Here is a 12824-nt window from a genome sequence, read left to right on the forward strand (position 1 = left end):
ACAGGTCTGATCGCGATGGGGCAAGTATAGACACGCCGCCCGCGGCAAATCGGCTGTAAAAATTCGGTGCCAGCGGCAAACCCGCGTCACTTCAAGTCGGCAAAAACCGCGATCGCGTGTTTGCGACTCTCCCCCACGTCGCAGATCGGCGGCGGATAGTTCTCCATTGGCGGCGGGCAGTGAATTTTATCGTCATCGAGTTCGCGCAACTCCGGCACGAATTCGCGAATGAATTCACCGTGCCGATCAAATTTTTTCGACTGGCTGTACGGATTGAATACGCGGAAATAAGGTGCGGCATCGGTGCCCGTGGAGGCGGCCCACTGCCAGCCACCGTTGTTGGCTGCAAAGTCCGCATCCAGCAGATGTTGCATGAAATAGCGCTCGCCCCAACGCCAGTCGATCAGCAGGTTCTTGCTCAGGAAAGAGGCCACCACCATGCGCAGGCGGTTGTGCATCCAGCCGGTCTGATTCAGCTGTCGCATGGCAGCGTCGACGATCGGCACCCCGGTTTCACCGTCACACCAGCGCCGGAATTTTGCCTCGTCGTATGACCAGGGAACTTTGTCGGTCTCCTCCTTGAACGGCTTGTGCATGCACAAGCGCGGGAAAGCCACCAGCAGGTGGGTGTAAAACTCACGCCAGATCAGTTCACTCAGCCAGCAGCTGATGCCGTCACTGCCGCCAGTCCAGCGGCCGTCGTTCAGTGACAGCGCCATATGTACACACTGGCGGATCGAGATGGCACCGCTGTTGAGGTACGGCGACAGGCGCGAAGTGGCATCGATGGCGGGAAAGTCGCGCTCATCCTCGTAGCCGTCGATATCCTCGCGAAATTGCCGCAGGCGCTTCGCCGCGGCTTTCTCCCCCGGCCTCCAGCCCAGCAGCTCGCCGTTCTTTTCCGGCACCGGCTGGAAACCCGGCAGTTGTTCCGGGATCGTCTGCACCAGGTTGTGCGCGCCCTGCACTTCAATCCAGTTGGGCCAGGACTGGTCTTCCGCCATCCCGCGCGGCTGCGGCAGCGGCGCAAAGTCCGTACCGCCACACTGTTCTATGAAGGCGCGCTTGAATGGCGTGAAGACCTTGTAGGCGTCCCCGCTGCCCGTTCTTACCGCGCCCGGCGGCAACAGGGTGCGGTCGGTACAGTATTCCACCGGCACATCGATTTTTTTCAGGGCCTCGCGCACGTCACTGTCGCGGCGCTGCTCATCGAGCGGGTATTCGGCGTTGGCAAACAGTGCATCAACGTCCAGCTTCTCGACGATCTGCGTCATTGCCCGCGGTACCTGCGCAAACTTCTGTAACTCGAGAAAATACAGCGGGATATGGCGCTCGGCCAGACTCTGCTGCAGCTCCCGCAAACAGACGAGGCGGAATGCCACTACCGGATCACCTTCATCGTGGCTGCGCCAGGTTTGCGGGCAGGCAATGAAAATTGCCGCTACCTGTGCACAGCCCTTCGCGGCGCGGTAAAGGGCGGTATTGTCCTGGATACGCAGATCGTTGCGCAGCCACACCAGTCCACGGCGAAAGGTAAAATCACTACTCATCGCAGCTGCTCCTGCAGTTCTCGCAGCGCCAGCGCTGTTTCCGCCGGCAGCACCCTGCAGTGCTGGCGCGCAATCAGCTTGTCGATATCGCGGCGCTGCAGATCGACGAATCCGCCCCCGAGCCACAGCGGCGACGTCAGGCTGCGCAGGACCCGCTCCAGTCCGGTGCCGAGTACGGCCATCGGCAGCGCGTTATGGCTGTAACAGATGATGCCGTCCGCATTGAGCTGATCCTCGGCAAAGGCGAGTTCGCCCAGTTCTGCATCCGGTCCCAGATTGATAACGTCGAGTCCCGCGGCGATCGCCGCGGCACAGAAGAGTTGCGCAAACGCCTGCTGATCACCGCCGGGGAATCCCACCAGCAGCAATCTGCGCGGCGCCTTGCCGCCGCGGCGCAGGTTCTTGCGGCTGGCGTTCACCGTCAGCGTCAGCTGCTCGGTCAACAATTGCCAGAAAAAGGCCTGGGTGACGCTGCTGCCAAAGCGCCCCTGGCGGCTGAGTATTTTGTGCAGCGGCACCAGCCAACGATCCAGCAGCAGCGGCAGCGGGTAGCTCGCCAGCAGCTGCTCCAGCTGGCGCTGCAGCGCCGTTACCGAAAACCCCTCGATCGCGGCGACAGTCTGCTGGACCAGCTGGCTCCAGCTATCGCCAGCGCGGTCTTCCACTGCCGCAACGGTGTCTTCGGCGATTACTTTGCTGCCGTCTTCCAGCAGCGGGCGCACCTGACCAATCGCGACACCGCGGGCCAGCCAGCTCAGGATTTCCTCGATACGCTGCACATCCAGCTCGCTGTACAAACGGTGTCCCTTGCCGGTGCGGGCCGGCACCAACAGGCCGTAGCGGCGCTCCCAGGCGCGCAGGGTTACCGGGTTGACGCCGGTGCGCTCGGCCACCTCGCGAATCGGCAGCAGCGTTTCCTGTTGCAGTGCAGTTTTATCCATCGAATCTGCCTCAGCGAAAATCACACAGGCCCATTTCCGCCGGCTCGGCGGCGAGCAATACCTGGCTGTGGATAAACTGATGCGGGCTGCGGGGCAGGTAGTGCCGCAACATGGTCAGCACTGCAGACAACGGCTTCAGGCCAAGGCGGTAGTCCTCGATCAGCTGCGCCAGCTCGGCTCTTTCCTCATTGCTGAGAAACCCTTTCAGATGACCGTGGATATGCATCAGCGCATTGGTTCTGTCCTTGCGGCTGGCCAGGTTTGCCAGAATTTCCATGATCTTGCCACGCACCTCGAAGGCAAACTGCTGCGGTTCCAGTGCGCGGGCATTGGCTACGAACTGACCCAGCTCACGGGTCAGCTGCTGGTGATGCGCCAGCAACAGATACTTGTAAGCGGTGTAGAACTCGATCACTCGCGCCGGCCGCGGATCCGGCGCCACATAACGGTGCCAGGCATCGTAGGCAAAGACGCGGGTGAGGAAGTTCTCGCGGATATAGCTGGCATTCAGCCGCCCGACTTCCTCTAAAGGCAGGTGCGGGAAATGTTCGCGCAGGCGCGCGGCGAACAGACCGGCGTCATGTGCCAGTACGTCCGGCCCGTCCGCCTTGAAGTGCGGCGTAGTGCGCAGGCCGCAGCTCGGCGACTTCTGCATCAAAATAAAGCCACGTAGCTGCTGCACTTCCGGCGCTATGCGATCGGCATAGCCCTCCAGCGCGTCGGTTACGTCCATCGTCGGATCATCGCGGCCGACCGCGCGCAGCCGATCGCTGACGATCAGGTGGATTGGAGGGCGCGGCACCCCCAACCCGATGGCCACCTCCGGGCAATAGGGGTGCAGCTCGAAACAGTGGGCCAGCAGTTGCGTACAGACTTTGCTGTGCTTGTGACCACCGTTGAAGCGCACCGGGTCGCCGACGGCGCACTGGCTGATACCGACCGGAATCTTCTGTGTCTGCAGCTGAATATTCATAAAGGTTGTACACGCCTGCCAACTTGTACAACTTTTATAGCGTGACGCGTACAGTTGTACAATATTTTTTTTTGTACAAGCTGCCGACTGGCCGCGCCCAGGCCCTGCACCGCTTGCGCAAACAGGTGCCGCAGCTACAATGCCAAACCCTCCCGAGAGCTATGGTTTTTGCCCCATGATTCCAGCATTGCGCGCAGTCGACGAGGTACAGGCGCTCTACCTGCAGTTTTTACAGGCACTGGCGGACGCTGGTTTTCGCGGCGATCTCAGCCCCAGCTATGCCAGCCGTACGGTGTTGGCCACCGACAACTCCATCTACCAGGTGCTGCCCCAGGCGGTGGCCTATCCCCGCGACGTGCGCGACCTGCAGCTGCTGGCGGAACTGGCCGACCGCGAGGAATACCACCAGATAGTGCTCTCCCCCCGCGGCGGCGGCACCGGTACCAACGGTCAGTCCCTGACCGACGGCCTGGTGGTGGATATCTCCCGCCACATGAACCGTATTCTCGAGATCAATGCGGAAGAGCGCTGGGTGCGCGTGCAGGCGGGCGTGGTCAAGGACCAGCTGAACGCCGCCCTCAAACCCCACGGCCTGTTCTTCGCCCCGGAGCTGTCCACCAGCAACCGCGCCACCATCGGCGGCATGATCAACACGGACGCCTCCGGTCAGGGCTCCTGCGTTTACGGCAAGACCCGCGACCACGTGCTGGAGCTGTCCACCGTGCTGCTGGGCGGCGAGCTCTGGCAGTCGGCGCCGATCGACGATGAACGGCTGGGGGAAATCAGCGCCCGCGAAGACCGCGCCGGCAAGGTGCACCGCATCTGTGACGAAATCGCGCGCGACAAGGCCGAGCTGATCGAACAGAAGTTTCCGAAACTGAATCGCTGCCTGACCGGCTATGACCTGGCCCATATCCGCAGCGAAGACGGTTTCAACCTGAACAGCGTGCTTTGCGGCTCCGAGGGCACCCTCGGTTTCATAGCCGAGGCCAGGCTGAACCTGCTGCCGATCCCGAACTGTGTGGCACTGGTGAACCTGAAATACGATCACTTCCAGGAAGCGCTGCGCGACGCCAAGGACCTGATGCAAGCGGGCCCGATGTCTATCGAGACGGTGGACAGCAAAGTGCTGCAGCTGGCGATGGAGGACATCGTCTGGCACAGCGTCAGCGAGTTCTTTCCGTCCGACGAGCGCCCGGTCAGGGGCATCAATCTGGTGGAATACACCGCCGAGTCGGAACAGGAGCTGGATCGGGCGCTGCAGCAGTTCACCGCTTATCTCGACGCCGTGATCGGCCAGCCGGGCAAGAGCTTCGGCTATTCGATCGCGCGCGGCCACGCCGAAGTAAACCGCATCTGGGCCATGCGCAAGCGCGCGGTCGGTTTGCTCGGCAATGTGCAGGGCGAGAAGCGCCCGATTCCGTTCGTCGAGGACACCGCCGTGCCGCCGGAAAACCTGGCGGACTTTATCGCCGAATTCCGTGCGGTGCTCGATGAGGCCGGCCTCAACTACGGCATGTTCGGCCATGTGGACGCCGGCGTACTGCATGTGCGCCCCGCCATCGATATGAAGGATCCCGAGCAGGCGGCGCAGATACGGCCGATCACCGACAAGGTCGTCAGGCTGACCCAGAAATACAAGGGCCTGCTGTGGGGCGAACACGGCAAGGGCGTCAGGTCCGAATACGCGCCGGAGTTTTTCGGCGAGCTGTATCCGGAACTGCAGAAGATCAAGGCCGCCTTCGATCCGCGCAACCAGCTGAACCCGGGCAAGATCGCCACCCCCAGCCGCGCCTCCGGACTGCTGAAGATCGACGGAGTCACCACCCGCGGCGAACTCGATCGACAGATTCCGGTGCAGGTCTGGGACGGCTACAGTGAGGGCGTGCACTGCAACGGCAACGGCGCCTGTTTCAACTGGAACCCGGACGACGCCATGTGCCCGTCTTACAAGGCGACCCGCGAGCGCATCCACTCGCCCAAGGGGCGCGCCGCGCTGATGAAGGAGTGGCTGCGGCTGTTGAGCCAGCGCGACGTGGACGCGGTGGAAGCCGCACGCAAGGTGCGCGAACAGTCCTTCTTCGTGAGCCTGCCGGGGCGCATCAAGAACTCCCTGGCCCGCGCCCGCGGCGAATACGACTTCAACCACGAAGTGAACGAGGCCATGCAGGGCTGCCTCGGCTGCAAGTCCTGCGTCGGTCAGTGCCCGGTCAAGGTGGATGTGCCGGAGTTCCGCAGCAAATTCCTCGAGCTCTACTACAGCCGCTACCTGCGCCCGCTGAAAGACTATTTCGTCGGCGCACTGGAATTCCTGATACCGCACCTGGCCAGGCTGCCGCAGCTGTACAACTGGCCGCTGGGCCTGAAACCGGTGCAATGGCTGATGGAGCGCGGCCTGGGCCTGGCGGACAGCCCGCTGCTGACACAGAAGACCCTGCAGGCGACCATGGACGAACTGGGGGTCCCGTTTGCCAGCACCGACAGCCTCGCCGCGCTGGGCCCCGCACAGCGCAGCCGCGCGGTCATCATTGTCCAGGACGCCTTCACCAGTTATTTCGATGCCGAAGTGGTCGGCGACGTGCTGCGCCTGCTGAAACAGCTGGACTTCGTGCCACTGGTGGCGCCGTTTCGCGCTAACGGCAAGCCACTACATGTGCACGGCTTCCTGCGCCAGTTCCGGCGCGTGGCGGAAGGCAACAGCGGCATGTTGAACGAGCTGGCCGCCAGTGGCGTACCGCTGGTGGGTGTGGACCCATCGATGACGCTGACTTACCGCGCCGAATACAGGAAACTGCTGGGAGACAAGGCGCCCGCGGTACAGCTGCTACAGGAGTGGCTGGCCGGGCAATCGCAGCATCTGGAGCAACAGCGCCCGCGGGTACGCAGCGCCAGCTTCCGCCTGCTGCCCCACTGCAGCGAGCAGACCAATGCCGCCGCATCCCTGCGCGACTGGCAGAGCATCTTCGCGGCCCTCGGGCTGGAACTGCAGACCGAGAGCCTCGGCTGCTGCGGCATGGCCGGCACTTACGGCCACGAGACCGCACACAAAGAGACCTCGCGGGTGATCTTCCAGCAGTCCTGGGCTCCGCGCCTGTCCGCAAACGGCGGCGATGATGCCCAGCTGCTTGCCAGCGGCTACTCCTGCCGCTGCCAGAGCAAGCGATTCGCGGGTGTGACTCTGCGCCATCCGTTGCAGGGAATGCTGGCGCAGCTGGAAAAATAAGGGTTTACTGACAGGTAGACCCTGACAACGCGGCGCCACCGCTCCGCAGCGCGGGAAGATCCCGCAGGAAAGACCGATGTACCGACCCCTGACCAATCTGCTGCTCTGCACGGCGCTGCTCGCTCCGGGCGCCGCCATGGCGCAGGCCGCGCCGCAGCAATTGGTCGCGCAGGCGGAGGAGCTCGCCATCGAGGGCGATTTCGACGCCGCCCTACCCCTGTACGAAAAAGCCATCGCCGCTCTCGCCCCGCAGCCCGCTCAACAGCAGGCACTGCGCTACCGCTACGGCATAGTGCTGAACGCCCTCGGCGCGCGTGCCCGCCCGGAGCTCTACCCGCTGGCGCGGGCGCAGTTCGAATCGGTGCTCAACTACCTGGACAGTGGCGCGAGCCTGGAACACTCCGCCGCCCGGGTGCGCTCGGCGCTGGCCCACACCTACCACCAGCAGTCCGCCAGCGAACAGGACGCAGTCCAGCGGTCTCACCTGCTGCGCACCGCCTACCTGCTTTACAGCGGCGCTGCCGGCGACCTGGCGCGACAGCAGGAGTGGCACAATCTGGCCATTACCTATTTCAATCTGGGCCAGGTGTGCGAGTGGCAGGGCAATCTGGAAGAGGCGGTCGAGTGGCTGGAGAAGGCGGTCGCACTGGACCGGGAACACGGCTTCCCCGATCTGGATGAGGATCGCAGCTATCTACTGGCTCTGCGCGAGCAGATTAACCCCCCGGCCCGCGCCAGCACCACCGCTATTTAGCTCCTCCCAAAAGGCCTCCCCGCAGGACACCCATCCTACAGCCGCTGTAATTTAATGCATTTCAGTGGCGTATCTTCCTATCAAAATCGGGTTTTGGCGGCCAAACAGCACGTTTTGAACCACCAGTCACAAATAATTGGGGAGAAACTTTTTACTTTTTGCACCCGCCTTAGGAGCCAGGTTGCGGTCATACTTTGCTCAAAAATTAGAATGACATCGCTGTCAGCGGGTTTTGAGCTACTGAAATCAATTACTAACGCTGTCATCGGTTTGCCATTCATCCGGTTACAAAAAATTCATTTGCAAGGATGATTTTTCGAGGAGCCAGCCGGTTTCACGATTTTTTTCTAGTCAGCCCAAATAACCAGCCAATGCATCCGGCTCTTAGGCGAATTGTGGGGAAAAGTTGATAAGGAGCCCGCTGCCGTTAATATAGCCACCACTGATTAATTATTAATCAGTTATTTCCAAAGACACTTGGAAATTTCACAAGCACCTTTTGGCTTGTGACCGTTTGAAACCTGGAGGTATCGGGAAATGGTGAAACAGACTCTGCGCAATTCAATATTTATTATGATCGCTGTCCTTTCAGCGGCTGTGAGCCTGAATGCATCTGCCGCCATACAGAAAACTTTGACCGTTGACGCAACCGCTTACAACTCAGTACCGGGTCAGACCGACGATGATCCCTGGGTAGCGGCCTGGAATAACCGTCTGCGTCCGGGTGACAAGATTATTGCCGTTTCCCGCGACCTGGAGAAACACGGCCTGACCAACGGCGCCAAGGTTAAGATCGAGGGTCTGCCCGGCACTTACACGGTGCGCGACCGCATGAACAAGCGCTTTAAAAACCGCATCGATGTGTGGATGGAAAAAGACATCAAAAAGGCGCGCAAGTGGGGTAAGAAAAAGCTGAAGATCATCTTCCAGCCGGTCAAGTAACCAGCCCTCAGACAACTTAGACCGCCCGGACTAAACCCCGGGCCTCTGAAAGCCCCGCCCTCCAGCGGGGCTTTTTTCGTTCTGCCGTTTCCCCGCCGCTACTCAGGGTTCCGTTTCCGCGGTGATTCCCGGCAGCTCTACGCATTTTGTGTCTTCGATGTAGAAAATACTCGGCTGACGATTTTCGTTGTAACGATGTTTCAGTCCGTCATCGCCAACCAGGATCAGGTATTCGGCCTTGACCCAGCCGTCGCCATCCCGATATTCGCTCAACCACAGCAGCGAGGGCTGGCCTTCATAGCAGAGCCCGTAAAACATGCGCGTCTTCTCTACCAGCTGCTTGCTCTCGTAATCGACATATTTGCCGGGGTAGGTATAGCGGTCGGCGCTTTGCGGGTCGCCCTGCTCGCCGTTTACGCCATTGCCGGGCCTGGGGATCTTGTGCAGGTAGATGGAGGTGTTTTCGTCGCAATCGACGCAACTGCGCCCGGCGACGATCGCGTAGTCATCGAGTTCGGTGATCAGTCGGGCCTCAGCAAGGTTGGTTCTGAGCAATGTCTGGTCCGACAGCGTGATATTTACGCCTTGCGCCGCATCTGACACGGCAAAGTTGAGCAGAAGAAACGATAGAAATCTGAACGCATACATCGAAAGGGACACCGCTGTCAGTCACACGCGGGGCCGACCGCTGGCATCTCCAAGAAATTTTGCGGGGCCCCTGGATCGCATTGTCTGCTGCCACAATGGCGCGAATCCCTTCTATTAATTAACCATAGCAGGGAAACAAGGAATTACATGTCAGGCGAAACGGTGACTGCCGATGGGCCAGTTGACTTGAATGGCGGAGTTGCGGCCACTCGCGCCTGCTGGAGCCGATTCGGTCGGCGTGGAAGGGTCAAAACATGGGAAAAGTAGGCGGGCGGTGGAATCCCCCGGGAGGGATTCCACCTGTTGCAGGGTTACTCGGCAGTTCCGGTATCGCTGCCACCGTGTACTTCCCAGACGCTGAGCGTGCCATTGCCAAGCGCCGCACTGGCCCGGGAGGTGCTGGTATCATTGACCACCTCTTCGCTGTGCGTCAGCTGAGCCCAGACCTCGATCGTGTGTGAGCCCGAACCGATATCGTAGGCGAGGAAATTGAATGTACTGGCCCGAGCCGTGTCCAGCATCAACCCCACTTCCTCATAGTCCATTTCGTCAAAATTACACTCTTCGTACTGGATGATTCCGTCGCCATTCCCATCGGTGCAATCCAGCACACCACTGAAACTCGCCCAGAGCTCCTGTTTACGGTAATCAAATGTCACCAATTTAGGGTTCGCCTCCTCACCATCGACATAGACCTTCATGACGATTTTGGCATCTGCAACGGACTCGCTCTTGTTGCCACCTTTGCTGCGCACCGCGGTTGACGTCATCAACATCGTCTCGAATGAGACGCCGATGACAAGGTCTTTAACGGTGCCAGAATTTTTCAGCTCTGTGGACAATACCGGGCAGAAACCATCTGCGTCGCAGACACCGGCGGCGAGCGCCTCTGCTCCGACAATACTCAAGTCTCTGTATGCCGAGGCGGAATTGTCCGCATATGACATAGAAGTAGTCATAAGGCTGGCTACTGCCAGGGCCAGACCACTCATTTTCAGGTGACGGAACGAGTTATTCCTTGCTGATTTATACATCTGTTAATCCCTTTGTTAACTATTTTAAATACAAATGATGCGGACGCGTGTTGCGCATTACAGGTGCTGAAATCAAGAAGGGAAGGAATCCCGGAAACAAGCTTATTGTTATCTCGATTCTGTGGCGTAGACATAACCGCAACGACAGCCCATCAACACCGTGCCAGCGCAGCTTAGTTCAGCAAGCAAAAAATGCGGCGTGATTCGGTCTAATTGACGGCGTAATGGACGCCTGTTTTTCTCGAGAAAATTTGTCTTGGCACAGCCGCCCTACCGGCAACCCCGTAAATACAATCTAATTCAAAAATAATTAATTTATGGCTAAGGGATTGCAGTAATCGATTAAGTTAGCCAAGTGCTGTCGGGAATACAGCAATCGAATACCCGGGTACGACGCCCGATGGTCAGCAGGACAATACTTTGCCGGTGGCGCCACGATAAGATGACATCGGCAAACGGGGAAACTGGTGACCAAGCGGCCAGCGCGATCACCGATCGAGTGGTGGGACACCGGAGGCTTCGTATCCGTGGAGCCTCGCGCTGCCCCGAGATTGGGTTGTGCTATCACACTGTCGTGATTCCCTTCACCTGTAACGATAGCAGTTGCAAGCCAAAAAGGGGGGGGGAGGTAAATGGATAACCAATGACCGCTGGATTGATTTCTAGGGCGGAATGAGGAAGTGGCACCGGTCACCAAACCGGCGCCAATCTATTGCAAGGGGAGCTAGTGCTGCCGATTTACCAGCTTTCGTCAGTCTCCTGTACCGGGCCGACGAACGTCGAGATACCCTCTTCGCGCAACGCATCCAGGGCCTCTTCCAGGGCTTCTTTTTCCGTGTCGAACGAATCCTCCCACACCGTGGAATTGTCGTTCTCGTCGACAATCTCCAGCAGCCAACCACCTTCGCCATCCTCATAGATGTCGATCTGAACGGTGACACCGCCTTCACTGTAGGCCTGGCTGAGGGGGGACTCTGTCGGTTCGAATTGGTCGTTCATGGGAATTGCCTCGCTGTGAACCGGGAGCACTTTGACAACTTGTCGCGCAGGGGTCAATCAGTAGTTTCGCCTGCTGAAAAAATGTACGACAGATGCCACAGTTTGCGATAAAATACGCGGCGATTTTTTCTGCTCCGGATTTACGCTCCGGCCCGCAATGAGGAAGTACCATGAACCAGATCGTCGTCTGCGCGCTCTACAAGTTCGTCACCCTGGACGACTTTGAATCCCTGCGCGAACCCCTGCTCAATGTCATGCTCGAAAACCGCGTGCGCGGCACCCTGCTGCTGGCCCGGGAGGGCATCAACGGCACCGTGGCCGGTAGCCGCGAGGGCATCGATACCCTGCTCGCCCACCTGAAGTCGGAGCCGCGCCTGGCGGAGCTCGACTACAAGGAGTCCTTTACCGATGAACTGCCGTTCCTGCGCAGCAAGGTAAAGCTGAAACGCGAGATTGTGACCATGGGGGTCGAGGGCATAGACCCGCGCCGCACCGTCGGCACCTACGTCAAACCGGCGGACTGGAACGCGCTGATCAGCGATCCGGAAGTGGTGCTGATCGACACCCGCAATGACTACGAATATCAGGTCGGCACCTTCAAGAATGCGGTGAATCCAAACACCGCCAGCTTCCGCGAGTTCCCGCAATATGTCAGCGAGAATCTGGATCCGGCCAAGCACAAGAAGGTGGCGATGTTCTGTACCGGCGGTATCCGCTGTGAAAAATCCACCGCCTACCTGAAAGAACAGGGCTTCGACGAGGTCTACCACCTGCAGGGCGGTATCCTGAAATACCTCGAGGAAGTGCCGAAGGAAGAGACCCTGTGGCAGGGAGAGTGCTTTGTCTTCGACGACCGCGTCACCGTGAACCACGACCTGGAACGCGGCAATTACGATCAGTGCAACGCCTGTCGCATGCCGGTAACGGAAGAGGAAAAGCAGTCACCGCAGTTCGAGCAGGGGGTCAGCTGCCCGCACTGCTTTGACCAGGTCTCTGAAGCCGATCGCGCCCGCTTTCGCGAGCGGGAAAAGCAGATTCAGCTGGCCATGGCGCGCGGCGAGCAACATATCGGGCAGGAGGCGCGGGAGGTGACTGCCGCACGCCGCCGCCAGAAACAGGAAGAGCGCCGTCGCCAGGCGGAAGCTCAGGACGCCTAAGCGTTCACTGACATTAGCGACGCCAGGGACGGCGTTTCATCCCTCGCCTGCAACAGCCAGGCTTCCGCTTCGGCTTCGATGTCGAACTCCCGCGAGCTGTGTCCGCGCGCCTTGGCCTCGCTGGCGACCATCAGCGAGGTATAGCGATCCCGCCAGTACAGCACGGCGATATGAGCCCTACCCAGCACCGGATGCTCGGCCAGGAAGCGGCCGAGCCGGCGCTGCTCTTCCGGCACCATCTCTGAACGCGTATAGCGCAGATCCACCAGCACCCGCAGCGGTGTGCGATGCTGGAATTTCTCCGCCACTAGTTCGAGAGCTTCCATACGCTCCGCCAGTCCTACGGTGCCGTGAAACAGAATCCGGACTATGCCGGCCTCGGGTCGATAGCTGATATGAAAAGTCATTGCCGCGAAGCACCTGTGTCTCAATATTGTTATTTTTTTGCAGGCCAGTTCTCATCAATGGTGAGACCCGGCTCACCAGTATAAATATCTCGACCGACGAGTACAGCCAAACTCGAATAAATACGACTTAAGAAAGGGAAAACGGCGCCGCGCGATCGAAAGCGGCGAGGGAACACGAAAACAGAGTCACAAGGTG

Annotated in this window: 11 protein-coding genes; 4 read left to right on the plus strand and 7 right to left on the minus strand. The window is 59.7% G+C overall.

What is annotated here, in order from left to right; genetic code table 11:
• Window positions 1–86: 86 nt before the first annotated feature.
• The 3 genes from phrB to BLW36_RS14040 are packed head-to-tail and all read right to left on the minus strand — an operon-like array spanning window position 87 to window position 3464.
• On the minus strand, window positions 87–1550 hold the full coding sequence (gene phrB, locus BLW36_RS14030; RefSeq protein WP_091389874.1) for a deoxyribodipyrimidine photo-lyase: 1464 nt from the start codon (window positions 1548–1550) through the stop codon (window positions 87–89).
• The gene (locus BLW36_RS17635) at window positions 1547–2491 is read right to left on the minus strand and encodes a MerR family transcriptional regulator (RefSeq protein WP_091389878.1); all 945 of its coding nucleotides are present in this window, start codon (window positions 2489–2491) and stop codon (window positions 1547–1549) included. Before BLW36_RS17635 ends, phrB begins: the two co-directional genes overlap by 4 nt.
• A gap of 10 nt (window positions 2492–2501) precedes the next feature.
• Complete coding sequence (locus tag BLW36_RS14040; protein WP_091389881.1) at window positions 2502–3464, minus strand: YbgA family protein; 963 nt, start codon at window positions 3462–3464, stop codon at window positions 2502–2504.
• A gap of 175 nt (window positions 3465–3639) precedes the next feature.
• Here BLW36_RS14040 and ydiJ point away from each other — a divergent pair, with 175 nt between their 5' ends.
• From ydiJ to BLW36_RS14055, 3 genes are all read left to right on the plus strand, one after another.
• Entirely contained in the window at window positions 3640–6687 is a 3048-nt protein-coding gene (ydiJ, locus tag BLW36_RS14045) for a D-2-hydroxyglutarate dehydrogenase YdiJ (RefSeq protein WP_091389884.1), read from the plus strand.
• Between the two features lie 76 nt (window positions 6688–6763).
• A complete protein-coding gene (locus BLW36_RS14050) occupies window positions 6764–7441 on the plus strand; it encodes a tetratricopeptide repeat protein (protein ID WP_091389888.1) in 678 nt (225 codons plus the stop codon).
• A 633-nt stretch (window positions 7442–8074) separates the two neighbouring features.
• On the plus strand, window positions 8075–8383 hold the full coding sequence (locus BLW36_RS14055; protein WP_244506267.1) for a 3D domain-containing protein: 309 nt from the start codon (window positions 8075–8077) through the stop codon (window positions 8381–8383).
• A gap of 102 nt (window positions 8384–8485) precedes the next feature.
• On the opposite strand, the gene BLW36_RS14060 is transcribed toward BLW36_RS14055, so the two are convergent.
• The 3 genes from BLW36_RS14060 to BLW36_RS14070 all read right to left on the minus strand — a co-directional run bounded on the left by BLW36_RS14060 (window position 8486) and on the right by BLW36_RS14070 (window position 11064).
• Window positions 8486–8938 carry a hypothetical protein gene (locus BLW36_RS14060; RefSeq protein WP_139304904.1) on the minus strand — a complete coding sequence of 151 codons (453 nt, stop codon included), beginning with the start codon at window positions 8936–8938 and terminating at the stop codon, window positions 8486–8488.
• A 404-nt stretch (window positions 8939–9342) separates the two neighbouring features.
• Entirely contained in the window at window positions 9343–10065 is a 723-nt protein-coding gene (locus tag BLW36_RS14065) for a hypothetical protein (protein ID WP_139304905.1), read from the minus strand.
• 738 nt (window positions 10066–10803) lie between these two features.
• Window positions 10804–11064: a baseplate wedge protein 53 gene (locus BLW36_RS14070; protein ID WP_091389897.1), complete on the minus strand. Its 261-nt coding sequence runs from the start codon at window positions 11062–11064 to the stop codon at window positions 10804–10806.
• A 170-nt stretch (window positions 11065–11234) separates the two neighbouring features.
• On the opposite strand from BLW36_RS14070, the gene trhO reads away from it, so the two are divergent.
• Window positions 11235–12221 carry an oxygen-dependent tRNA uridine(34) hydroxylase TrhO gene (gene trhO, locus BLW36_RS14075; RefSeq protein ID WP_091389900.1) on the plus strand — a complete coding sequence of 329 codons (987 nt, stop codon included), beginning with the start codon at window positions 11235–11237 and terminating at the stop codon, window positions 12219–12221.
• Here the strand turns inward: trhO and BLW36_RS14080 are convergent.
• A complete protein-coding gene (locus BLW36_RS14080) occupies window positions 12218–12628 on the minus strand; it encodes a hypothetical protein (RefSeq protein ID WP_091389903.1) in 411 nt (136 codons plus the stop codon). The two genes, trhO and BLW36_RS14080, sit on opposite strands and share 4 nt — an antisense overlap.
• Window positions 12629–12824: the final 196 nt, after the last annotated feature.

It is taken from the genome of Microbulbifer marinus (assembly GCF_900107725.1).
In the GTDB taxonomy this organism is placed as follows: domain Bacteria; phylum Pseudomonadota; class Gammaproteobacteria; order Pseudomonadales; family Cellvibrionaceae; genus Microbulbifer; species Microbulbifer marinus.